A 24,360-nucleotide genomic window follows, 5' to 3' on the forward strand; every position below is an offset into this window, starting at 1 on the left:
TCAGCTTCCTTTTTTTTTATTCTTTAAAAGTTAGTTTAGAAACTCTTCCCTTTCCTGCTGCATAAGCCACAGAATCATTTAAGAACCGAATGGTATAAAACCCTTCATCACTTAAATGTTTCCATGAATCTCCTGAATCATTGCTGTAATCTATTCCTTTAAAACCTACAGCGACCAATTCTTTGGCCTTAGAATTTGGAATATACTGCACACAACTTCTATAACCAGGACCTTTACCGTTAGCCACAACTTGCCATGTTTTACCACCATCGCTAGTTCTAATTTTATTCTTTAGTGTGTCATTAGGTTTAGTGTAATCTCCACCTATGGCGAATCCATTTTGTTCATCGTAAAAATCTAGAGAATATATGCCTGTGGTTTCTAACCCTTGAATAATTGGAGTATTGTAAATTTCCCAAGTTTTCCCTTTATCTGGCGAATACATCACGCGACTTGCTTTTCCTCCTGTGGCAATCCAAGTATGGTCTCCAATTATTGATATATTAGTATCACTGGCAGCAAAAGCAGCTTCTCCTTCTATTACTTTTGGTAAATTATTACAAGATAATTTTGTCCAAGTCTCTCCACCATCTCTTGTGATGATAATGCTCATACAATCATCTGTTGGATCACCAATAGCAATACCCTCTTGGTCATTCCAAAAATCCATGGAATCGTAGAAAACCTTTTCATTCACCTCCTCGTACACTAATTTTGGTTTATTAGATTTTCTATAAATCTTGTAAAGTCTTGCAGGATTAGCAATTGATATCATAAATAAATTACCTTCTACTTCTTTAATTGCCCTAAAATGAAGTGCCTTTTCTTCGTAGTTAAGTATGTGCTTAAAGTGATTTTTATTGCTACTAACATTTAACTCGCTGAGATTAATTTTAAACTCCTTATTTAATCCTCGCTTTCCAATATGATCGGAACTCCCATAATACAAATATTCATCATTAAAGTCTATAGCTCTTACACTTAATGTCGAATCGACAAAAACAGGTTCAATATTAACTTTAGTTACGTTTATTGATCTTTTATATTCTTTTTTACAAGAATTAAACATTATAAAACAAAGTACAACAACAAATAATCTCATATATAATATTTTCCCTAAAAATAGAAAAGCTTTGCGATATAATATCACAAAGCTCTTCAAATCAACAATAATCTATCAATCAAATAAAAACTAGATCATCACTCTAGCTTTCTTTTTTTAATGCTTTAATATCTACAATTAATTGTGCTATTGAAGCTCTGTTTAATCCGTTGTAGATGCCTCTTATGTGTTTGTTTTTATCAATTAGTAGAAAGTTTTCGGTATGCAGAAAATCATCATCTGTTTTTACTTCTCCTAAATCACTTTCAACAAAATAATGATCTCTTCCAAGCCCATATATTTCATTTCTATCACCCGTTACTAAATGCCATTTATGATCTATGACATCATTATTTTTAGCATAAGCCTTTAAAACAGCAACTGAATCTGTACTCGGCATTACCGAATGAGATAACAATAAGACGTCCTTGTCGTTTTTAAATTCTTCCTGAACTTTAGACATATTACCAGTCATTTTAGGACAAATACCAGGACAGGTTGTAAAAAAGAAATCGGTTACATATAATTTATCTTCAAACGTATTTTGAGTAACTGCTTCTCCTAATTGATTTGTTAATGAAAAGTCTGGAATTTTATGAAACGCTTTTTCTTCTTCCGTATTTGGCGTTAACCAATGTGGAGTAAAAGAGTCATCATTGTAATACGGCAAATACTCTACTCTGCTGTTTTCAATAACTTTAATAGTTTCTTTTTTCACATCCTCGTGACAGCTTGTAAAAACAAACAGTACTATAATATATAGGTATTTCATAAAATTATTTTTTTTCTAATAACGAATTCATCTTCTAATCTAACACATGAATTTGCTCTTCTCATACCAAAAATTCGCCCATTTCTGGCTTCATAATTAACATATAACTTACCGTTGGCTAACCAAGCTTTTTGAAAACCATGTTCTTTTCCATCAACATAATGTCTTAATTTAAACAATTGCCCATCGGAATACCACTTTCTTTCCTCACCGTGCTTCACTCCGTTCTCATAATACGTTTCACCTGATAACACCCCATTTTCCCACCATGTTTTATAGACACCTACTAACCTATTATTTTTATAATAAGATTCCAATTGAAGGATTTCATTTTTAGTCCATCGTCTCGCAACACCTTCTCTTTTTCCATTAATAAAACCCCATTTTTCTTCTAAAGCACCATTAGGGTAAAGCTTTAAAGAATACCCATTGTACGGTTCTCCTTTATAATACCATTTGCCTTTATTTCCATTAAGAACCAATTCACTTTTTAACACTTCAACAGAATCTATAATGATAGGTTGTTCTTCAATAGCAACAGTAATATCACTTTTACGCGTTGACGTTTCTTTACAACTCGTTATTGAAAATACAATAAGAATTAAAAAATAAATTGGTTTCATATTCTTTATAATTTAGTAGCCTTGAAATGGTCCAGCAAAAAGAACATACGCTGGGTCATATGCATAATTACCTGCAGGATACTCTTCATTAATTATATGATAATGATACTCTTCCGCTCCATCTGTATATTGTGTCGTAGACGTGTGACCACCTGAAGCATCTAAATCTGTAGGGTATGTTCCCGTTGAGATACATTGTCTTCCATAAATGAAAACACCATCAAGTAATATGCCTACTAAACTTTCATCATCGTTAGTGATTGGTGTAGGCTCTAAATGATAATGATACACACCAGGACCTTTGTGAGCTCCTGCCCAATCTAAGCTTCCAGCAGCTTGATCTAAATCTCCCGCACCTTCTTGGTCATTAAAGATAGATGCTCCACTTACTGCGATACCAATAGTGTTTAATTGTGTAGTAACTGTACTGCCTGTTAAGTTTGGAATTGCATCTACTGTAAAACTTGCTGCTTCACCTTGCCCACCACCAATGTATGTATCTTGAGTTGTTTTTGTAACACCTGGCTCATCCATATAAAGCACATTGTCCGTTTCCCAATAAATTGAAGTATGGTCTGGAAATCCTGTGGTTTCGATATAAACTTCAGTACCATCATCAGATAAAATAGCGGTAACCGCATCTGAATTAAACGCGGCAAAAGCGGCATGTAATTCTGTTACTGCTACATCGTCGTCGTCATCAATAACACCACTATCGTCACTTGACGAATCATCGCTAGACGAGTCATCACTACTACAAGCAAATAATACAAAAGCAAAAATTGTAATGTAGGTTAAAGGTTTAAAATAAATTTTCATTGTAATAGTGTTTTAAGGTTATTTAATATTTAGATGCCTTAACAGGAATAAACTTGTGCAGCTTTTTCTTTTTAATATTTATTTAACAAAAAAAAAGCTTCAAACAAAAACACTACAAACTGATTATAATCGCTTTACAAAAACGAATAATTCTTGTTTCTTATATTGGAATTATAAAGTGTCGCTTTAAAAGGTTCTCGATTGTTATTCTGAATTATAGTTTCTTCCGCTGACTCCAAAGAAAGACGCCAAAAACACAAAAAACGACTACAATTAAGCCTGTTATAATGCTATTCCCTCCATTCCTTTCTGATATAGACTGTACTACAGCTACAGGTGAATCTGGTGATGTTACGAACTTTAAATGCTCTTCTTTAGCAAAAATATCGTGATAGTTTTCCTGATCTTTATACACATTAAACATCATTGTATTTTTAATGGCGTCGAAAGCATTTCCTTCAAACAAAAAGACAAAAGCATTGGCATGTGAATGTTCATTATGCGTTGCCTCGTCAACAGCAATTAATTTTAAAATTGAATCTCCATTTCTCAATTCAAAATTAGTTTTAACGTAATCAAAAAAAGCAGCATCAAAATCGGCTTTTCTTTTTGAGTCTTCCAATTCTGGATAGGCTTCTAGAAGGGCATTTCTAATACTCCATGGAAATTCAGATTTGACCTCAACCAGATTATCTTTTTGTTGAATATTAAAAAAAGCTTTATTGGCGTCATGCGCAAATCCTAAACTCGTAAAGGCAAAAAAAAGTAAGACTATACAACTAGAAAATTTCATCTAGTTGTTTCCTATTTTGAAATCATTAGATGGTGTTCCTTTAAAGAATCTTGGAATACTAGGAAATTCGTCAGTTATAACATAGTAATAAGTTCCTGATGGATATTCTGGAGTGACTCCAGTTCTACCATTGGCTTCATCTAAAGTACCAAGACCTGAAACATATTCGTAATCATTAGAATAAATACCATCGTAATCTCCACAAGGAGCTGTAACACCATCTCCTCCTCTATTGCCCGACTTTAATTGGTAACTTGAAGACATTACAATAACAGAAGAGTTGTTGTTTGATGCATCCGAATACGCATATTTATAGTAAATAGGAAAACCATCAGCAGCATAGCCAATTAATGTCATAGCATTTGTTGGTACATTTAATGATTCTAAAAATAATATTGGCGAACCATGGTAATGGTATTTACCTGTTGGTTGTACGTGTGCACTATTACAATCTAAACCTAAATTAACATTTAAAGCCTCTAAATTCCACTCCCAATTTACGTTTGGACTCATCGCTCCTTCATGAGGAAAAGGTTCTGCAGCAACCGGATCTAATTCTACACCATTTAATAAAATACCAAATGAATATTGCGGTCCTGAATTTGGTCCAACTCCAGTTGTTGACAACAATGCCGTAAGAACATTAGCTTCCGTTGGATTTATTGTAATAGTATAACTTTCATTTTGCTCCGAAATAGCATTAGGGTTTAATGAACCTGGACCCATTCCAAACGTTCCAACAAGATGATCTGGTATGCTATTGGAAGTAATTACTCTGTTTGTTCCTGTAATCGTTTGGTTATATGACGTAGTAAATGCTAATGTCTGATTACACTCTCCTCTTGAACTATCTAAAACTTGGTCTGATTCGCAACCAGAATCATCAGTATCTGAATTATTAGCGACATATCCTATTGGTTGTTCACAGGCTTCTACACTTACATCTGGATTCCCTAAGTTATCCTCATCAAAATCCTGATACCAAGTTAATTCTGTACATGTGCTGTCATCATTGTCTGAGCATGCTGCGAATACTGCTAATACGATTACCAGTAATAATTTTATTATGTTTTTCATTATTAAACTTGGGTAGTTCTCCTTTAGGCTTTAGTGTCCCTTAAAGATTTAATTATTATAATAGATTTCTTGTTAATTTCTTCCGCCTTTTGGCCTTTGCTTGTTCTGTTGTTGCCCTTTTTCTAATTCTTCTATTGAAATAAATCCATCTTTATCTGAATCTATTTTTGAAAAATTTTCAGACAAAGGTCCTTTTACTTCATCTTTTGATAGCTTACCGTCTTTATTAGCATCCATTTGGCTTATTAACTCTGTTGCGCTTGGTTGCTGACCTTGTCCTCTACCTCGTCCTTGTCCACCTCCTTGTGGTCTAGCTTCTTCATAGTCTCCCATTAAACATCTACTGATGTATGGAAACTCGGCTGTGACTAAATACATATAATCTCCATCAATTGTGATACCGTTGCATTCATCTAAGTCTCCAGAACCTGCTATATATTCATAGTCAGAAGTAAATGTTCCATCATGATGACCTCCGACAGAAATATCGATAGATTGATGCGGATTTTCATAGGTGCAATCTTCACCTTCTCTATTACCATCTATAGCCTTATAACTTGGTTTGAATTTCCCTGATTTAGAATAATACATAGGAAAGCCATCGTGCGCAAAACCAACATGTACTAAATCTTCGCCTGCATCAAATTCTTCAATTACAGAGGTTGGTGTGCCATGATAATGATAAGCTCCTGTTGGTTGCACATGCGCATGATTAAAATCTAAGCCTAAATCTATAACATCTTGAAGTGCTTCTACACGATAATTTTCGCCTGTATCACAAACCACAACTTCTGCTGTTCCTGGTTCAAATTTTATACCATTTAAAGCGACACCTGGCTCTCTTGCCCAAGTTGCTTTTCCTGTATATTTTGGGTTTAAAGGAAAACTGTAAGTATTATTCTGAGCAGAAATTGTATTTGGATTTCCTGGGTTTGGAAATTCTCCTGTTTTATGATTTGGTAATGCGTTAGTAACCATAATGCGCTCGTCTTTTGTAAGTGTCATTTTAGTTATAGTACCGTACTCCTTATTTTCTAAATTGTACGCTCCAAAATAATTATTGCTCTCAACTATACTTTCTGTAGTATGTGAATGCGCTTCGCCTCCATTGTGACTGTGTTCTGTATTGTTTTTTTTGCTTTGGCAACCGAACACTACACATAAGGCAAGAATACCTGTGAATTTAAATATATTTTTCATTTATAAATTTTTGAATCGTGTATTTAGATGCCAATTAGATTTAAAACTTGCGTTACATTTCTTATTATCCTTTAACTGTGAGTGAGCCACTAACTCCATGCAAACAACCTAAAACTTGATTGCTACCAGCATCTCCTGCGTGGTAATGATATCCTCTAACATCGTCATAATGTCCTCCACAATCATCTAGATCACTATACTCTTTTCCGCTGTTGTCTTTATGTCCATAAATACCAAAACCATCCATAGCATAACCAATCATTGGTGCATGAACATCTTTTTGTTTGACCTCTTTTGTATTACCTGTAACGGCATGATAATGGTAACCTTGATGAGGATTAACATGACCACCAGCATCATCTAGAGGTGCCAAAGTATGAGCTGCAAGAATAGCATGTGTTGGTGCAGGTGCTTCAAAATTAACACCGTTAAATGCAACACCAATTCCGTTTCTTCCTAATGTATTTGAACTCTCTAAATACATAGGTTTAACAGGAATAATATAAGTTGAGACTTTTTCTTTATAATAACTTGGCAAACACTCTACGCAATAGTTGTTGTATTTTTCGTCAACATCAGGTCTTGCAGCAGCTTCACATTCCTCTTGAGTTGTTGTCACTTTAACTGAACCATCTTCTCTAAATAAAGCCCATTCCTCATCTGAATAAAACTCTTTTAGATTGGCTATAAAATGACCATCTACATCATATACTTTATCGTCTTTAAACCAAATTCCGCCTTTATCTTTACCATCATTAATATGTGTTGGGCACCAAGGCCCCATTTTGTGCTCTTGTGGTTGAGAAGCTGTTGTTATAACATAACATAGGGCTTTTGTGCCATTAGATAGCGTCCGTTCTTCTGTTGTAATTTCTTTTAATAAACTTTCCTTTATAAATAATGAAGGATCTACATTTATAGTGACTTCGAAATCTTTTTGAACACTAGTGTTACTTGTATTATTGCCTCTTGGCTCTCTTCTTTGGGGTCTTGGTGCATTATCTAATTCTTCTTTAGAGAGGAAACCGTCTTCATTGACATCAATTTTAGAAAAATCATTTGATAGAGGTCCTTGAACTTCAGATTTTGATAATTTCCCATCTTTATTGGTATCCATTTCGTTTATTAAACTTTCTACACTTGGACCTTGTTCTTGACCTTGAGGTTGGTCTGAAACATTTTCATCGGCAGATTTTGTGCCTGGTTTACAACACACTAATAAAAGTATAATTATACATAATTGAGAAAATCTTAAAACTTTTATATAATTCATTTGAAGTTGATTTTTGAATTAAACTATAATTTAATAAAAATTACTTGATAAGGTCTAGTTATTCTTTTTTCCTTTTTTCTTGTTGTCCTCATTTTTTGAATAAAACACTTTCAACTCTTCTAAATCTAATTGGCTATCACCATTTAGATCAATATCAGAAAAATGCTCCATTAAATCACGTTTATCTTTTGCTGCCACTTCTAATTCATTTAACAACCCGTCTTCATCTTGATCTACTTCTTTTAAAAGCTTTTCTGCAGATACTTTTTTAGGTTTTCTGCTATCTAAAGAAGCTTCCAATTCTTCTAAATCTATAAATCCATCCTCGTTACTATCTATTGTATCAAAATCTTGAGAAATCTTTCCTCTTTCATCTTTTGAAGCTTCATCTTTATCTATAAGATCATCATTATTGGCATCTAACAATTTCAATATTGCTGAAGCATCTGGTTTTTCTCCTTTAGCAGGTCTACCTCCTCCTTGTCTTCCACCACCTCCACCAGGAGGTCCTTGGGCAAACATTGGAATACATAGTAGCATTGAAAAAACTGTGATGGCTATTTTAAGTTTTCTGTAATTCATCTTATTTATTTTTAATATTATAGCTCCTTATTCGTTAATTTCTTGAAATTTTTAACACTGCTGATTTATTAACAATAACAATATATAATCCTTTTGACAAGGGTGAGAAATCAATAGTTATAACAGCTTCGTTTGAAAACTTATTAGTAAATAATTGTTGTCCTTGTAGATTATAAACATCAACAGTCTCTATGTTATAATTTGAGTTTTCTACAGTAAGATAATTCGACGTTGGATTAGGGTAAACTTTAAGCGCATTATTAAAAAGTACCTCATCTATGGAAAGTGTTTCATTATTCAATGCAAATGTTGGAGCTTGAATTACAAAATCACCTGTACCATTAGGACTTCTTGCATAAGCCATATCTGTAGTTTGTTCTCCAAATACTATATTCTCTAATATTGTACCATTGGCATACGATAGAATAGCTGTTTCACCTCCACTAGACAATTTAAAATCAGCGTGGAAATCACCTTGATCTGGATCACTATCACACCACACAATAAGATAACTGTCTGCATCTAGAGTTGTGCCTGTTGGAAATTGATAGATTAAAGGATCGTCTGCATCATCAGATAAATACAAGTTATCTAAGCTTATGGTTGTATCTGTAGTATTATACAATTCTATCCAATCTTCATATTCTCCTGCTTCATCCGTTTCACCTGTATCATTAGACGCTAAGATTTCATTTATTACTAAATCCCCAACATTTAAAACATCATAATCATCAATATTCTCATTATTGGCGTTGAACGTTGGAGCTTGAATTACAAAATCACCTGTACCATTAGGATTTCTAGCATAAGCCATATCTGTAGTTTGTTCTCCAAATGTTATATTCTGTAAAATAGTACCATCTGCATAAGATAAAATTGCTGTTTCCCCTCCTGAAGAAAATTTGAAGTCGGCATGAAAATCGCCTTGCTCTTCATCCTTATCACACCAAACTATTAAATAGCTGTCTGCATCTAATGTTGTTCCTGCAGGGAACTGATAAACCAATGGATCTGTTGCATCATCCGATAAATACAAGTTATCTAAACTTATAGTTGCATCTGTAGTATTGTATAACTCAATCCAATCTTCATATTCTCCTTCCTCATCTGTTTCACCAGTATCATTAGATGCTAAAATTTCATTTATCACTAAATCACCAACATTTAACGTTGAATAAGTAGCATCTACTGTATAAAATTCATATTCTGCTCTAGCAGGTGAAAATGCTCCAATATTAGAATTTTCGGCATAAATATAATATTGCATGTAAGAATCATCTATTGTAACCTCTGTACCAAATACACTATCTCCCGCAGCACCATCATTATGCGCACCATCATCAAACATTTCTACTTTTGTAAATGGTAGAGATTCGTCTGTTCTATATCCTAAATACACATTATCTGTATCTGTAACATTTGCTGTAATTGAAATATCATCACCTATAGTAGGTATTGCAACAGAAGATCCTAAATTATTTATTGTTGGCTGCGTATTTGTAAAATCTGACTGTGCTAATAAGTAAGAGCTTCTTGCACTCATTACATTTGTTAAACCAGATGCTGTAAGATTATCAACACTATAATCTGTATTTATATTACCTATAAATTGAGTATACGTGTAAAATTTATTAGCATCAGCCAAAACAGATGCATCAATAATTGCCTGATAGTCGTTAGCTAATGTTAAGTAGTTTGAGTTACTAATATTTTCTGTTAAGATGGTTTTAAAATGTGCTAAATACATTCTCTTGTATTTAGGTATGGCTAGTAATTTAGAAATTAAAGGAAAAGCATTATCTGTATCATGTAACAAATGATCTAATTGTGCTTTTTCTGTTGTTGAATTCAAGGTTCCTGTTGAACCACCAGGACCTCCTGGTCCACCAGGACCTCCACCTGTACTAGACTCACCTGTCATATTAAAAGTCCCAAAAGACATATTTAAATCCCAAACCACAGGTTTAAACTGCCCATTATCATCTTTATATAAATAATAGTTTTGTTTAAACTGACCAATATAACTGTCTATATTAACCATAACGTTATCAAAAGCTAACATCCAAATAGCCATATCAACATCCAATACATTCTCTATATTGGTTATGTCATTGTTTAAAATATTTGTTAGCTCTATTAAATTATCCCAATGTGCAACGGCAACTGTTGGATCTGTATCATCATCGGATTTTATTTCGTAGGCATCATCATAACTTGCGCTATTAGTTCCTAAATATTCTAAACTAGGCAATGTCGTAGTTTGTGGTCCCGCTCCTGCTGGAGGACTACAACTAAAAAAAGCGTTATCGTTAGAATTGAAATGCTTGTTTACAAATTTCTTTGAAATTGATTCTGTATTTGTATATAAACCTATTAAATTCCCATTGACATAAACATTAGCATAGTTGGCTTGTGGCGCATCCATATACTGATTTACAATATTATAAGCGACAGTCTCCCTTACAAAAGAAGGATCAAACATAACATTCGCTAATTTAATATCCGTATACCCTTGGTGATCTTGATCTACATAAGTATCTAACTCAATATGAAATGGATTTTTTGTTTGAGTAGCACTATAAGAACTATTCCCTTTATACTTTACTCCTACTTGACTATAAACTGTTCCGTTAATAGTTACCGAAGTGGCTTCCGTATAATTATTATCACCTGCTTTTTCTGCATCTAAAAGTGCATCCCAATTGCTTTCCGCAAATTCGATTTCTATGGTCTGAATGGTATTAATATCATACAACTCCTGCGAAAATGCATTAATTGATAATAATGAGATTAACACTAGAGTAATTGTTTTTTTCATTTGTTTCTTTTGAGATTATCATCTTAATAACTCTTTAGATGCGGTAACAAATAAAAACTTGTGCTTATCTTATTAAAATATTAATTTACTAGCTCTTTATTTAATTGAAATGCTATGGTTTGCGTCTTTTCCCTTAAACTTTTTGCGTTAGTTAATTGAATTTCGGTTTGTAATAAACGATCCACTAAACAGTTTTGATATTCTCTACTTTTAAGTAATTCAGCATAGTTAGATTCTACTGTAAATGTCTGAACCCTATTCACTTTAAACTCGCGTTTAGTAAGAATATCAATTAAGGAAATATGTTTTTCTATTGCAGGTTGCAATCGATTTACAATAATGTTTTCAATTTTAGATTCTTGATTTTCAAAACTATCCAAGTCATTTGGATAAGCGGTTATTAAATCTTTTAATAAAGCACTTTCAATAAACTCAAACTTATTGGTAGTGTTCACTGAATTTATAGCACCTGTATGTAATTGGGTTGGTTTATAAGCCACATTAATGATTCCTATCTTCTCATCAGTGTCAAATTGAGGTTCTTTTTCTGCCATAATAATATCAATCGTATTTTCTATGGCTTGTGTATTTTTAGTATAACTAGCAATAGAAGCATCCAACAAAACCATGTTTGCATTTAACTCTTCATTTAGAGACTGATATATTTTTAATTCTACAATTCTGTTTTTTCTTAATTCGTTTAAATTATTAATTTTCCAAGCGATTAAAACACCTATCACAATTAGTAATATTTCGCCTAAAGCATAAATTAAGTACGTTCTAATTTTTCCAGTAACTAATAAATTTTTTCTAATTTTTCTAAATAGCTTCATACAAACGGTTTTAATTTTTAGTTTTTAAAGCTCTCATGTTGTTTTAGAAAAAAAGCTTCGTAATTTCTCACGAAGCTTTTACAACCAAACTATCAATCAAACTCTATCTATTTTTTATTACGCTCTTTACGTTCTGGTTTTGGAGCATTTTTAAATTCTTTTTCTGAAATAAAACCATCTTCATCAGTATCTATTTTAGTAAAATCATCTTTTAAAGGTCCTTTTAGTTCATCTTTTGCTAATTTACCATCTTCGTTAGCATCCATCTCTTTTAAAAGTTGGGCAAATGTTGGTGGCTCTTTTCTTTCTTGTCTATCCTGAGACTGTCCAAAAGAATAATTTAACATAAATAGAGCAATTCCTAATCCTAATACAACTGTTTTTAATTTGTTACGTTTCATGTGTTTTATTTTATATAATTTTTAATGTTTGCATGGTATATCCATGTCATGATTTTCTTAAATATCCAAATTCTATTATGGACGTTTTAAGTATTATGTTATATTCTTTTAGATGTGCTTCTTGCTTTAAACTTGTGACGGTGTTCGTTAAAAAAATCACAAAAAAAAAGACCCTCAATATTGAGAGTCTTTTTAATAGTTTGTAAATCACTTATTCTTTGGTGGGTGAGGCGGACGAGGTCTTTGAGCATCTTGTCCATTTGGAGGTGGAGGTCTGTTTCCTTGGTCTCCTTGACGTAATGCATCTAATAATATGCCTTCAAATTTTTCCTTTTGCTTGTCGTTAGCAATATCTCGAATCATTCTAAAATGATAATAAATTTCCTTTTCCTTTTCTGTTTCTTTTTCACAAATTAATGCTGAAATAGAATCAATAGCTGCTTCATTTACTGAATCATCAGACAAAGTACCAAATAGATTATCCTTAAGTTCTTTAATATCATTAGACAACCCCATCATAGTTTTAAAATGCCCTTTACTATTTTCTTTAAATTGTTCTAACTGACTTGCATTAAACCCAAGCTCTTTTACAATGAAATTCTTGTTCCTTTCTGGCATACTTGGTATACTCTCATGCTGCTTACCCATATATAGATATAAAAAGAAGACATTAGCAGCAATAAGAAAAATAAGTAAAATATATAAAATTGAATTTTTCTTCATAATTAGTTAAGTATTGAACTTTCTGTACTTGTAGATAATCCGTAAGACTCTGTAAAATTGCTAATATTATCATCGTAAGTGTTAGCTTTAAAATTACTAAATGCCATGACATTCATAACTACAACACAAACAAGTGTAGCTAATTGTAATTTTGGAGTAAACCAAGACCATGTTGAATCCTGAATTTCTTCAGAAGCGTTTCGTATTTTATGCATCACGTTTTCCTTAAAAAATGGAGACACATTAACCTCACTAATTGACTCTATAGAATCAAAAGTAGCTTTTACATTATTATTTATTTCGATATTAGTTTTCATATCTTTTGTTTTTAATATTGTCATAGACAAACCATGTTCTCATTGAGTTACCTTTCTCTAATGATTTTAATTTTTTGGTCTATAACTAAATCTTTAGATGCGCATATCTTAAAAAACTTGCGCTAATATTCATTTTTATAATAATTTTCTAATATGCCTTGTAAATTCTTCTTTGCTCTAAACATAATAGACTCAACCGAAGACAAACTACGTTTAGTAATTTCTGCAACTTCCTGATAGCTTTTTCCATCAATTTTATGCAATGTAAATACCACTGTCTGACTTTCCGGCAAACTATTTATGGCTTTAAATAAAGTAGCATTTAGTTCTTTGTTTTCTAACAGAATCCCTGGATGATTCATTTCTGTAAAATAATCTGTTTTATCCATAGGAATTGCATTTCCTGTTATAGACTGCAAAAAAGCAAAACGTTTTTTGGTGTTCTTTTTTCTAATAAACTCTAAACACTTATTTGTTGTAATTCTGTAAATCCAAGTCGATAATTTTGAATCTCCTTTAAATTTATTGATAGAATTAAAAACCTCGACAAAAACTTCTTGAGCTATATCTTCTGCATCCTCTCTATTAGGCACAAAAGAAATACAGGTACTAAATACCTTTTGCTGAAAATCGTCCACAAGCTTAGCATAAGCCTTAGTGCTTTTCAGTTTTAATTCCTTTATAAACTCAGTATCTGTCAAAAATGTATTTATGGCTTAATTTAGTTTAGATGCTATTACTCAAAAAAACTTGTGCTATTTATATTAAAAATTTTTATAAGGTAACACTTTTGAATAAAACCCAATACTTATAAACTTTATAATTACCTTTGTATGTTCTTTTTTGCAGACATATAACTCTGTAAACAGAAGATTGAAAAATTGAAGATTTATTTATGAGATTACATAGAAATTTATGCTTTGCCGTAATAGACGGATTACACCTTATTTTTAATGAAGGAGAATATGCAGATAAAGTTATACAACAATTACTAAAGCGTGACAAACGTTGGGGAAGTCGCGATAGAGGTTTTGTAGCTGAAACTGTTTATAGTATTGTGCGTTACCAAAGGCTTTATGCTGAAATAGCAGATGTAAAAGCCCCATATCACAGAGATGATTTATGGAGAATGTTTGCCGTTTGGGCAACATTAAAAGGTATAAAATTACCAGATTGGAAATATTTTACAGAAACACCTTCTAGAAAGATTAAAGGTCGTTTTGATGAATTATCAAAAATTAGAAAATTCAAAGAATCTATTCCAGATTGGATTGATGAATTGGGTTCTAAAGAATTAGGAGAAGCAGAATGGACTAAAGAAATTGCCAAGCAAAATGAGCAGGCAGATGTTATTCTTAGAGTCAACACGCTAAAAACAACTAAAGAAGATTTACAACTAAAGTTAGAATCTGAAGAAATAGAGACGGATTTTTTACCAGAACACCCTTCTGCTTTAAAATTAAAAGAGCGAGCTAACGTTTTTAAAACAGAAGCTTTTAAAAATGGCTGGTTTGAAGTTCAAGATGCTTCTTCTCAATTGGTTGCTGCCTATTTAGATGTAAAACCAGGCATGAAAGTTGTAGACGTTTGTGCAGGTGCAGGCGGAAAAACCTTGCATTTAGCCTCCTTAATGGAAAACAAAGGTCAGATTATTGCTATGGATATTTACGAAAGTAAATTGAGAAAACTCAAAGTTAGAGCGCGTAGAAATGGAGCTCATAACATTGAAATGAAAGTCATAGATTCTACAAAACCTATTAAGAAATTACATGGAAAAGCAGATCGATTATTAATTGATGCACCATGTTCTGGTTTAGGCGTTTTAAGACGAAACCCTGATGCAAAGTGGAAATTACAACCAGAATTCATAGAAAATATTAAGAAAATTCAGCTCGAAGTTTTAGAACAATATTCTAAAATGGTAAAACCTGGAGGCAAAATGGTATATGCAACGTGTTCTGTTTTACCTTCTGAAAATCAAAAGCAAGTTGAGAAATTCTTAACTTCTGAAGCAGGAAAAGATTTCACTTTTGTAAAGGATAAAAAAGTGTTGGCTTATAAATCTGGTTTTGACGGATTCTATATGGCGCTTTTAGAAAAGAAACAATAAATTAATTTATTTATTACCAAACGACATATGAAACATATCTACTTTCTATTTTTATTAGTTTCAAGCATTGGGTTTGCTCAAATCCCTTCAAATTACTACGATAGTGCAAATGGTTTATCTGGTTTTACTTTAAAATCAGAATTAAATACAATAATCTCTAATGGTCATAATGACCAAGGCTATGGTGGTTTATATACTGGCTATGCAACAGTATATCTTGATAACACCAACGAAAGCGGTTACGAAAACGATGGCACGCTTTTAATGTATTATACAGAAAACCCAAATGGAGCAGATGCCTATACTTTTACACTTGGTACTAACCAATGTGGAAACTATAATTCTGAAGGAGATTGTTACAATCGTGAACACACAATTCCACAATCTACATTTAATGGAAACTCTCCAATGTATAGTGATATACATCATGTTGTTCCAAGTGATGGTTACACAAATGGTCAAAGAGGAAATCTTCCATTTGGAACAGTAAGTTCTGCAAATTGGACATCTCAAAATGGATCTAAAAGAGGTTCAAGTAATGTATCGGGATATTCAGGTAATGTATTCGAACCAATTGATGAGTTTAAAGGAGATATTGCGAGAGCGATACTTTATTTTGTAACACGTTACGAAGATACGGTTGATGGTTATAGTTTTGACATGTTTAATGGAACAGAAAATCAAGCATTAGAAAATTGGGCTATAGATATGTTATTAGACTGGCACTACAATGTAGATCCTGTAGATCAAAGAGAGCGTGATAGAAATGATGCAGCCTATGATTTTCAAGGTAATGCAAACCCTTTTGTAGATCACCCAGAATATGCTAATTTAATTTGGAATCCAACTCCTGACACTGAGGCACCTTCAAATCCTACAAATTTAGTAGCTTCTAATCCTACAAATAGTTCTATTGATTTAGCTTGGACTGCAGCCACAGATAACATAGGTGTTACCACTTACGATATTTACATGGATGGAAATTATGCTTTTAGCTCTAACAATACGTCTGCAACCAAAACAAATTTAATTCCAAACATAAACTTTTGTTTTACAGTAAAAGCAAAGGATGCGGCAGGAAATGAATCCGGTTTTAGTAATCAATCATGTGAAACTACAACAGATACTGGTGATAATGAAGACCCAAATTGTATAGAAGAAACTTTTGAGAACATTGGAACGTCTTCTGGATCTTACTCAGATGTTACTTGGACAGGTTTTGGCGGTCTTACTTGGAATGCAACAGATGCCAGAACGGATCAAACTCTCGATAACAGAGCTATAACAATTAGAAATGGCATATTAGGACCAACAAATTTTAACAATATTGCCTTTATAGATAAATTAACCGTAACTACTCAAAGAGTTTTTGGAGGAGGTTCTGGAACTTTTGATTTAGTGGTAAACGGAAATGTTGTAGGTGCAATCCCTTATGGTGATGATCCAATAACAACAACTGTTACCATAAATGTAAATCCAGTAACATCATTAGTTATTAATAACAATAGTGAAACATCAGATAGAGTGATGTTTGATAATTTATCTTGGACGTGTGGTTTACTTTCTGTAACCGACTATAGTATAGAAAACATAAAACTACACCCAAACCCTATTAAAAATAATTTAACTGTAGATTTAAAATCTAATATAAATACTGAGATTGAAATTTTTGATATTCTTGGAAAGCGCGTTTATAACAACACAATTTCTAAAACGAGTAACTTAAATCTTCAAGCATTAAAAACAGGAATTTATATTGTAAAGCTTACTCAAGGTAATTCAGTAATTACAAAGAAATTGTTAAAACAATAATCTATAGCATTCAATAAAACGAAGTAAAAAAAGCAACCTATTAGGTTGCTTTTTTTTGTTAAGGCATACCATCCTTTAAACTTTAAGCTTTTAAAGCCTTTCAAATCTACATCGAGAAATAGCACATTTAATATGGTACTCAATACATTTAGAGTCTAGAATATGTTAAAAAAAAATAGAAGCTATAAAAATCCTTACTTTTACAAACGCGTAAATCGTATTAACCTATAAATCTTAAGCCCTCAGATTTTAATTAAAATAAAAGAATGAAACAATTTTACACTTTACTATTTGCATTTGTAACGTCTTTTACGTTTGCACAAATAGTACCACCTGCAACGTTACAATCGTATTACACCTCAGTAGATTTCAATACAACTGGTGTCGCATTAAAAGAAGACTTAGAAGATGTAACCATAGATAAGCATGTTAATTTCTTAAGCTATGGTGATGTTTGGGATGCTTCACAAGTCACCGATTTAGAATCTGCAGGATCAAGTAACGTTTTATTACTGTATGGTTACAATGACACAGACGGAGAAATCACTACGGATCGTACACGAAATAAGTTTGATAATGGTGGAGGTGTTGGAGATTGGAATAGAGAACACGTATATCCGAAGTCTCGTGGTAATCCGAATTTAGGAACTTCAGGTCCAGGATCTGATGCACAAATGCTAAGACCAAGTGATGTTCAAAGAAATGGACAACGTGGAAGTTTATTGTTCGCAGATAAAACTGTTGGACAATTTTCTAACGGAGAATCTGGAGCAACAAACGGAGGATGGTATCCTGGAGACGAATGGAAAGGAGATTGTGCAAGAATTATTATGTATATGTACTTACGTTATGGTGATCGTTGTATACCAACTAATGTTGGTGTTGGAAGTAGCTCTGCGACTCCTGATGATATGATTGATTTATTTTTAAAATGGAATGCAGAAGATCCTGTTGTAGATGGAGGGTTAGAAGATGTAAGAAATACATATCACGGCAATACAGATAATGATTATGCACAAGGAAATAGAAACCCTTTTATAGACAACCCATATTTGGCTACCGTAATTTGGGGAGGACCAGATGCTCAAAATAGATGGGAAGATCTTTCTGTCGTAGATGTAGAAAAAAATGATGTTAAATTATTCCCCAATCCAGTAAATGGAAATGAAGTTACTATTATATCTAACAAATCTATTATTGCAGAAGTCTATGATATCTTAGGTAAAAAAGTAAAAGTTCAAACGATAACACCAGAGCAAAAGACATTAAATATTTCAGGATTATCTAAAGGCATATATTTAGTTAGATTAAATTCAGAAGTTGGAAGTCAAACTAAGCGATTAATTAAACAGTAATTATAATTTTACATAAAAAAAAAGCGACTCAATGAGTCGCTTTTTTTTATGTTTAAAACATCGTGAATAACTCTAAATTTTCAATCCTATATTATTAGTTTATTCACATTAAAAAAAAGTAATTTTACATTTTACATAACACAACTCAAATACAAGATATAAATGATTCATTTCTTCGGAAACCAAAACAGTAAAATCTATGCTGTTCAAGCCACAAAAGAATTATCAACAGCTACCATTTCTAAATTGACATGGTTATTTGGCAACCAGTCAAAAATAGAGCAAGCATCATTAGATGCTTTTTTTATTGGTCCAAGAGCAGCAATGATTACTCCTTGGAGTACAAATGCAGTTGAAATCACACAAAACATGGGAATTTCTGATATTATTAGAATTGAGGAATTCAATTCAATAATTGAAGACTTTAAAGATTTTGATCCTATGATTTCTGAAAAATATCAAGGTTTGAATCAAGAGATTTTCAAAATTGATATTCAACCTAAAGCAATTGTTAATATCAAAGACATTTCTGCCTACAACCAACAAGAAGGATTGTCTCTTAGTGATGAAGAAGTTGATTATCTTGAAAGTGTTGCGACTAAAATAGGACGACCATTAACGGATTCTGAAGTGTTTGGATTTTCACAGGTTAATTCAGAACATTGTCGTCATAAAATATTTAACGGTACGTTTATAATTGATGGAGTAGAAAAAGAAACTTCTTTATTCAAACTTATAAAAGAAACATCTAAACAAAATCCAGATAATATTGTTTCTGCTTATAAAGATAATGTTGCTTTTATAAAAGGACCAATTGTAGAACAGTTCGCACCAAAACGAGCTGATATTCCAGATTATTATACCACAAAAAATTACGAATCTGTAATCTCTCTTAAAGCAGAGACGCATAATTTCCCAACAACAGTTGAGCCTTTTAACGGAGCTGCAACCGGATCTGGTGGAGAAATTAGAGATAGACTTGCTGGAGGAAAAGGCTCATTACCATTAGCAGGTACTGCGGTTTACATGACATCTTATTCAAGATTAAACGAAGATAGAGCATGGGAAAAAGCATTTCCAGAACGTCAATGGTTGTACCAAACTCCAATGGACATTTTAATAAAAGCTAGTAATGGAGCGTCTGATTTTGGAAATAAATTTGGACAACCCTTAATCTGTGGATCCGTTTTAACCTTTGAGCATAACGATATTAACGGAAAAATAGGTTACGACAAAGTTATTATGCAAGCTGGAGGTATTGGTTATGCAAAAGCAGACCAAGCCATCAAAGACATCCCGAAAGAAGGAGATAAAATTGTTATTCTTGGTGGAGATAATTATAGAATAGGAATGGGAGGAGCTGCCGTTTCTTCTGCAGACACAGGCGCTCTAGATTCTGGTATAGAATTAAATGCCGTTCAACGTTCTAATCCTGAAATGCAAAAACGTGCTGCCAATGCGGTTCGTGGTATGGTAGAAAGTGACGAAAACTTTATTGTTTCTATTCACGATCATGGAGCTGGAGGCCATTTAAATTGTTTATCAGAGTTAGTAGAAGATACAGGTGGAAAAATCGATTTAGATAAGTTGCCTGTTGGTGATCCTACATTATCTGCCAAAGAAATTATTGGTAACGAATCTCAAGAGCGCATGGGATTAGTTATCGCAGAAGAGCATTTAAAAACATTGCATAAAATCGCAGATAGAGAACGGTCTCCAATTTACGATGTTGGTGAAGTTACAGGTAAGCACCGATTTACATTCGAGTCTAAAACTACAGGTGAAAAGCCAATGGATTTAGCCTTAGAAGATATGTTTGGAAGCTCTCCAAAAACCATAATGAATGATGTTACAGTTGAAAAACAATATTCTGGCATTTCTTATAATACAAAGAACTTTTACGATTATTTAGACCAAGTGATGCAGCTTGAAGCTGTAGCTTGTAAAGATTGGTTAACAAATAAAGTAGACCGTTGTGTTGGTGGAAAAGTTGCTAAACAACAATGTGTTGGTCCTTTACAAATCCCCTTAAATAATGTTGGTGTTATGGCACTAGATTTTAAAGGCAAAGAAGGAATTGCTACAAGTATTGGCCACTCACCTATTTCTGGATTAATTAATCCTGAAGCTGGAAGTCGTAATTCAATTACAGAAGCTTTAACCAATATTATTTGGGCACCACTTAAAGATGGACTAAAAAGTGTTTCATTATCTGCAAATTGGATGTGGCCTTGCAAAAATGAAGGTGAAGATGCACGTTTGTACGAAGCTGTAAAAGCGATTTCTGAATTTTCAATTGATTTAGGTGTAAACGTACCTACAGGAAAAGATTCATTATCTATGAAGCAGAAATATCCTGATGGAGATGTTATTTCTCCTGGTACAGTGATAATTTCAGCGGCAGGAAACTGTAATGATATTACTAAGGTCGTTGAGCCTGTATTTCAAAAAAACAAAGGATCTATATATTATATCAATATCTCTCAAGACACTTATGAATTAGGTGGAAGTTCTTTTGCGCAAATCAATAATAAAATAGGAAATACAACTCCTAATATTAAAAGTGCAGCTTACGTAAAAACAGTCTTTAATACCATTCAAGATTTAATTAAAGATGATCAAATTGTTGCTGGACATGATGTGGCTTCAGGCGGATTAATAACGACTTTACTAGAATTATGTTTTGCAGATAATAATATCGGAGCCGAATTAGATATCACAAGTATTGGCGAAAAAGATGCATTCAAAGTTTTATTTGCTGAAAATGCTGGTATTGTTTTTCAATCTAAAGATGATGCTATTGAAGCTGAATTATCAAAAGCTAATATTGAATTTCATAAATTAGGACACGTTACCGAAAGCGACACGCTAAACCTGATTAATGACAATCAAGTTTTTAACATCACAATATCGAGATTAAGAGATAAGTGGTTTGAAACCTCTTTCCTACTCGATCAAAAACAAACGGCTAACGGATTAGCAAAAGATCGATTTGACAACTATAAAAATCAAGCATTAGATTTTAAATTTCCAAAGCATTTCACAGGAAAATTAAAAGATAATTTAAGCACAGAACACTCACGACCTAAAGCCGCTATTTTAAGAGAAAAAGGATCAAACTCAGAACGCGAAATGGCAAATGCTATGTATTTAGCTGGTTTTGATGTGAAGGATGTTCATATGACAGATTTAATTTCTGGCAGGGAAACCTTAGAAGATATTCAGTTTTTAGGAGCTGTTGGAGGCTTTAGTAATTCTGATGTTTTAGGTTCTGCTAAAGGTTGGGCTGGAGCTATAAAATATAATGACCAAGCCAATAAAGTAATCAATGACTTCTTTAAAAGAGAAGATACACTTTCTGTCGGCATTTGTAATGGTGCGCAACTTTGGATGGAATTAGATTTAGTAAACCCAGAACACGACACACATGGAAAACTAACTTATAACGATTCTCATAAACATGAAAGCGGCTTTACATCAGTAAAGATTCAGGAAAATAATTCTGTAATGTTATCTAGTTTAGCAGGAAGCACTTTAGGTGTATGGATTTCTCATGGAGAAGGTAAATTCAAATTACCATATTCAGAAGACAAATATCAAATTGTTGCTAAATATGGTTACGCTGCATATCCTGCAAATCCAAATGGCTCAGATTTTAACACAGCTATGTTATGTGATAAAACAGGACGCCATTTAGTAACCATGCCACATATTGAGCGATCAATTTTTCAATGGAATTGGGCTAATTACCCAAAAGATAGAAAAGATGATAAAGTCTCACCTTGGTTAGAAGCTTTTACAAATGCGAGAGAATGGATTGAGAATCTATAACTTTACATCAAAATGACGGTCTGTTTTTTTCATATTTGTAAATTATAGACTTAATTTTCATATTTTCGTAATATCTTACAAATAATATGTTCTGATGAATATGACAGAAGTAACACGCCTTTTTGATTTTCCTTATTACCAATTACAACATAAACCCAACGCTAAAGCTTTGGTTACTAAATACAATGGTGAATGGGAAGCGATTTCTACGCAAGAATACATAGATAAATCTAATGCTGTAAGTAGGGCATTATTACGTTTGGGTATTCAAAAAGATGATAAAATTGCAGTTATTTCAACGACAAATAGAACAGAATGGAATATCATGGATATTGGGATTCTTCAAACTGGAGCGCAAAATATTCCAATTTATCCTACTATTTCAGCAGAAGATTATGAGTATGTTTTAAATCATAGTGAATCTATATATTGTTTTGTTTCAGATGCAGACGTATTAGAAAAAGTCAGAAAAGTACAAGCCAATACAAAAATTAAAGAAGTCTATTCTTTTAATCATATTGAAGGTTGTAAACATTATTCAGAATTATTCGAACTAGGAAAAGACAACAGTAATCAACCAGAAGTTGAAGCACGTAAAGACGCGGTAAAACCAGAAGATTTAGCAACTATAATTTATACCTCTGGTACTACAGGAACACCAAAAGGTGTTATGCTTTCTCATCACAATATTACTAGTAATGCATTAGACAGTTCGCCAAGAGTACCACTTGTAGAAGGCGAAAATAGAGTATTAAGCTTCTTACCTATTTGTCATGTTTTTGAACGCGTCTTAATTTATGTTTATCAATATGCGGGAATGTCTATTTACTTCGCAGAAGGCATAGATAAAATTGGTGATAATGCCAAAGAGATTAAACCGCATTTAATGAGTGTGGTGCCTCGATTACTCGAAAAAGTTTTCGATAAAATAATGCACAAAGGAGACGAGTTAACTGGCATAAAAAAAGGATTATTCTTTTGGGCTGTTAGATTAGCAGAACAATGGGAACCTTATGGTGCAAATGGAGCATGGTATGAGTTAAAATTAAAAATAGCAAATAAACTTATTTTTAGTAAGTGGAGAGATGCGCTTGGAGGAGAATTAAGCACAATGGTTTCAGGTAGTGCTGCATTACAACCAAGACTCGCTAGAATCTTTGGAGCCGCAGAAATGAAAGTTATGGAAGGTTATGGTTTAACAGAAACCTCACCTGTTGTTGCTGTAGGCATGTATAACAATAATCATTACAGAGTTGGAACCGTTGGAAAAACCATAGATAATGTACACGTAAAAATTGCCGATGATGGAGAACTCTTAATTAAAGGCCCAAATGTAATGATGGGTTATTATAAAGATCCAGTAAAAACGGCTGAAGTTATGACAGGCGATTATTTTCATACCGGAGATAAAGGAGAAATTGATGCCGATGGTTTCTTAAAAATAACTGGTCGTAAAAAAGAAATGTTTAAAACTTCTGGTGGTAAATATGTAATTCCGCCGCTTTTAGAAAACGACATGAAACAGTCTATGTTTATAGAACAGATTATGGTGGTTGGTGAAGGCGAGAAAATGCCAGCAGCATTAATTCAACCTAATTTCGATTTTATTCGCGACTGGATTGATCTTAAAAAACATAATGTTGGTAAGTCTGATGACGAAATTTCAAAATCTCAAATTGTTATCGATAGAATTCAACTCGAAATAGATAAGTATAATAAACACTTTGGCAAATGGGAACAAATTAAACGTTTTGAACTCACACCAGACGTTTGGTCAATTGATGCGGGACACCTTACTCCTACCTTAAAAATGAAACGTGCTATTATTCTTAAAAAATACAATACACTCTACGAAAAAATATACAGACCATAAGTCCAAAATTTAAGAATTCAACAATAAACATAGCTAAATATTTAGG

General features: G+C 32.9%; 20 protein-coding genes. 5 read left to right on the forward strand and 15 right to left on the reverse strand.

Annotated features, from left to right (window positions below):
- Nucleotides 1-16: 16 nt before the first annotated feature.
- The 15 genes from HM981_RS14950 to HM981_RS15025 form a co-directional block, all read right to left on the reverse strand.
- Nucleotides 17-1,102, reverse strand: a complete 1,086-nt coding sequence (locus tag HM981_RS14950) for a WD40/YVTN/BNR-like repeat-containing protein (protein ID WP_179339609.1) — start codon at nucleotides 1,100-1,102, stop codon at nucleotides 17-19.
- A 103-nt stretch (nucleotides 1,103-1,205) separates the two neighbouring features.
- Nucleotides 1,206-1,874 carry an SCO family protein gene (locus tag HM981_RS14955; RefSeq protein ID WP_179339610.1) on the reverse strand — a complete coding sequence of 223 codons (669 nt, stop codon included), beginning with the start codon at nucleotides 1,872-1,874 and terminating at the stop codon, nucleotides 1,206-1,208.
- Nucleotides 1,871-2,497 carry a toxin-antitoxin system YwqK family antitoxin gene (locus HM981_RS14960; RefSeq protein WP_179339611.1) on the reverse strand — a complete coding sequence of 209 codons (627 nt, stop codon included), beginning with the start codon at nucleotides 2,495-2,497 and terminating at the stop codon, nucleotides 1,871-1,873. The genes HM981_RS14955 and HM981_RS14960 overlap by 4 nt, the downstream gene beginning before the upstream one ends.
- A gap of 12 nt (nucleotides 2,498-2,509) precedes the next feature.
- Nucleotides 2,510-3,316, reverse strand: a complete 807-nt coding sequence (locus tag HM981_RS14965; RefSeq protein ID WP_179339612.1) for a YHYH protein — start codon at nucleotides 3,314-3,316, stop codon at nucleotides 2,510-2,512.
- Nucleotides 3,317-3,530: 214 nt separating this feature from the next.
- Nucleotides 3,531-4,109: a hypothetical protein gene (locus tag HM981_RS14970; protein WP_179339613.1), complete on the reverse strand. Its 579-nt coding sequence runs from the start codon at nucleotides 4,107-4,109 to the stop codon at nucleotides 3,531-3,533.
- The gene (locus HM981_RS14975; protein ID WP_179339614.1) at nucleotides 4,110-5,186 is read right to left on the reverse strand and encodes a YHYH protein; all 1,077 of its coding nucleotides are present in this window, start codon (nucleotides 5,184-5,186) and stop codon (nucleotides 4,110-4,112) included. It abuts the gene before it with no gap.
- A 72-nt stretch (nucleotides 5,187-5,258) separates the two neighbouring features.
- Complete coding sequence (locus tag HM981_RS14980; RefSeq protein WP_179339615.1) at nucleotides 5,259-6,386, reverse strand: YHYH protein; 1,128 nt, start codon at nucleotides 6,384-6,386, stop codon at nucleotides 5,259-5,261.
- A gap of 64 nt (nucleotides 6,387-6,450) precedes the next feature.
- On the reverse strand, nucleotides 6,451-7,659 hold the full coding sequence (locus HM981_RS17510) for a YHYH protein (protein WP_246286293.1): 1,209 nt from the start codon (nucleotides 7,657-7,659) through the stop codon (nucleotides 6,451-6,453).
- Between the two features lie 54 nt (nucleotides 7,660-7,713).
- On the reverse strand, nucleotides 7,714-8,241 hold the full coding sequence (locus HM981_RS14995) for an EF-hand domain-containing protein (protein WP_179339616.1): 528 nt from the start codon (nucleotides 8,239-8,241) through the stop codon (nucleotides 7,714-7,716).
- Nucleotides 8,242-8,275: 34 nt separating this feature from the next.
- Nucleotides 8,276-11,059 carry a CotH kinase family protein gene (locus tag HM981_RS15000; RefSeq protein ID WP_179339617.1) on the reverse strand — a complete coding sequence of 928 codons (2,784 nt, stop codon included), beginning with the start codon at nucleotides 11,057-11,059 and terminating at the stop codon, nucleotides 8,276-8,278.
- Nucleotides 11,060-11,139: 80 nt separating this feature from the next.
- Nucleotides 11,140-11,892, reverse strand: a complete 753-nt coding sequence (locus HM981_RS15005; RefSeq protein WP_179339618.1) for a hypothetical protein — start codon at nucleotides 11,890-11,892, stop codon at nucleotides 11,140-11,142.
- Between the two features lie 107 nt (nucleotides 11,893-11,999).
- Nucleotides 12,000-12,293 carry a CREC-EF hand family protein gene (locus HM981_RS15010; protein WP_179339619.1) on the reverse strand — a complete coding sequence of 98 codons (294 nt, stop codon included), beginning with the start codon at nucleotides 12,291-12,293 and terminating at the stop codon, nucleotides 12,000-12,002.
- Nucleotides 12,294-12,500: 207 nt separating this feature from the next.
- The gene (locus tag HM981_RS15015; RefSeq protein ID WP_179339620.1) at nucleotides 12,501-13,016 is read right to left on the reverse strand and encodes a hypothetical protein; all 516 of its coding nucleotides are present in this window, start codon (nucleotides 13,014-13,016) and stop codon (nucleotides 12,501-12,503) included.
- 2 nt (nucleotides 13,017-13,018) lie between these two features.
- Entirely contained in the window at nucleotides 13,019-13,333 is a 315-nt protein-coding gene (locus HM981_RS15020; RefSeq protein ID WP_179339621.1) for a hypothetical protein, read from the reverse strand.
- 122 nt (nucleotides 13,334-13,455) lie between these two features.
- Entirely contained in the window at nucleotides 13,456-14,034 is a 579-nt protein-coding gene (locus tag HM981_RS15025) for an RNA polymerase sigma factor (RefSeq protein ID WP_179339622.1), read from the reverse strand.
- A gap of 194 nt (nucleotides 14,035-14,228) precedes the next feature.
- On the opposite strand from HM981_RS15025, the gene HM981_RS15030 reads away from it, so the two are divergent.
- From HM981_RS15030 to HM981_RS15050, 5 genes are all read left to right on the forward strand, one after another.
- Nucleotides 14,229-15,443: an RsmB/NOP family class I SAM-dependent RNA methyltransferase gene (locus HM981_RS15030; protein ID WP_179339623.1), complete on the forward strand. Its 1,215-nt coding sequence runs from the start codon at nucleotides 14,229-14,231 to the stop codon at nucleotides 15,441-15,443.
- Between the two features lie 27 nt (nucleotides 15,444-15,470).
- On the forward strand, nucleotides 15,471-17,255 hold the full coding sequence (locus HM981_RS15035; protein WP_179339624.1) for an endonuclease: 1,785 nt from the start codon (nucleotides 15,471-15,473) through the stop codon (nucleotides 17,253-17,255).
- A gap of 266 nt (nucleotides 17,256-17,521) precedes the next feature.
- Nucleotides 17,522-18,610 (forward strand): endonuclease, encoded by a 1,089-nt coding sequence (locus HM981_RS15040; RefSeq protein WP_179339625.1) that lies wholly within the window; start codon nucleotides 17,522-17,524, stop codon nucleotides 18,608-18,610.
- A gap of 162 nt (nucleotides 18,611-18,772) precedes the next feature.
- A complete protein-coding gene (purL, locus tag HM981_RS15045; RefSeq protein WP_179339626.1) occupies nucleotides 18,773-22,441 on the forward strand; it encodes a phosphoribosylformylglycinamidine synthase in 3,669 nt (1,222 codons plus the stop codon).
- A gap of 100 nt (nucleotides 22,442-22,541) precedes the next feature.
- The gene (locus HM981_RS15050) at nucleotides 22,542-24,314 is read left to right on the forward strand and encodes an AMP-dependent synthetase/ligase (RefSeq protein ID WP_179339627.1); all 1,773 of its coding nucleotides are present in this window, start codon (nucleotides 22,542-22,544) and stop codon (nucleotides 24,312-24,314) included.
- Nucleotides 24,315-24,360: the final 46 nt, after the last annotated feature.

Origin of the sequence: Winogradskyella ludwigii, assembly GCF_013403985.1 — a bacterium.
GTDB lineage: Bacteria > Bacteroidota > Bacteroidia > Flavobacteriales > Flavobacteriaceae > Winogradskyella > Winogradskyella ludwigii.

Coding starts and splice junctions, on each gene's coding strand:
- HM981_RS15050 (WP_179339627.1), top strand. CDS start 22,542: ATGACAGAAGTAACACGCCTTTTTGATTTTCCTTATTACCAATTACAA.
- HM981_RS15035 (WP_179339624.1), top strand. CDS start 15,471: ATGAAACATATCTACTTTCTATTTTTATTAGTTTCAAGCATTGGGTTT.
- HM981_RS14995 (WP_179339616.1), bottom strand. CDS start 8,241: ATGAATTACAGAAAACTTAAAATAGCCATCACAGTTTTTTCAATGCTA.
- HM981_RS15000 (WP_179339617.1), bottom strand. CDS start 11,059: ATGAAAAAAACAATTACTCTAGTGTTAATCTCATTATTATCAATTAAT.
- HM981_RS14955 (WP_179339610.1), bottom strand. CDS start 1,874: ATGAAATACCTATATATTATAGTACTGTTTGTTTTTACAAGCTGTCAC.
- HM981_RS15005 (WP_179339618.1), bottom strand. CDS start 11,892: ATGAAGCTATTTAGAAAAATTAGAAAAAATTTATTAGTTACTGGAAAA.
- HM981_RS15010 (WP_179339619.1), bottom strand. CDS start 12,293: ATGAAACGTAACAAATTAAAAACAGTTGTATTAGGATTAGGAATTGCT.
- HM981_RS15040 (WP_179339625.1), top strand. CDS start 17,522: ATGAAACAATTTTACACTTTACTATTTGCATTTGTAACGTCTTTTACG.
- HM981_RS15020 (WP_179339621.1), bottom strand. CDS start 13,333: ATGAAAACTAATATCGAAATAAATAATAATGTAAAAGCTACTTTTGAT.
- HM981_RS15015 (WP_179339620.1), bottom strand. CDS start 13,016: ATGAAGAAAAATTCAATTTTATATATTTTACTTATTTTTCTTATTGCT.
- HM981_RS15030 (WP_179339623.1), top strand. CDS start 14,229: ATGAGATTACATAGAAATTTATGCTTTGCCGTAATAGACGGATTACAC.
- HM981_RS14970 (WP_179339613.1), bottom strand. CDS start 4,109: ATGAAATTTTCTAGTTGTATAGTCTTACTTTTTTTTGCCTTTACGAGT.
- HM981_RS17510 (WP_246286293.1), bottom strand. CDS start 7,659: ATGAATTATATAAAAGTTTTAAGATTTTCTCAATTATGTATAATTATA.
- HM981_RS14980 (WP_179339615.1), bottom strand. CDS start 6,386: ATGAAAAATATATTTAAATTCACAGGTATTCTTGCCTTATGTGTAGTG.
- HM981_RS14965 (WP_179339612.1), bottom strand. CDS start 3,316: ATGAAAATTTATTTTAAACCTTTAACCTACATTACAATTTTTGCTTTT.
- purL (WP_179339626.1), top strand. CDS start 18,773: ATGATTCATTTCTTCGGAAACCAAAACAGTAAAATCTATGCTGTTCAA.
- HM981_RS14950 (WP_179339609.1), bottom strand. CDS start 1,102: ATGAGATTATTTGTTGTTGTACTTTGTTTTATAATGTTTAATTCTTGT.
- HM981_RS14975 (WP_179339614.1), bottom strand. CDS start 5,186: ATGAAAAACATAATAAAATTATTACTGGTAATCGTATTAGCAGTATTC.
- HM981_RS14960 (WP_179339611.1), bottom strand. CDS start 2,497: ATGAAACCAATTTATTTTTTAATTCTTATTGTATTTTCAATAACGAGT.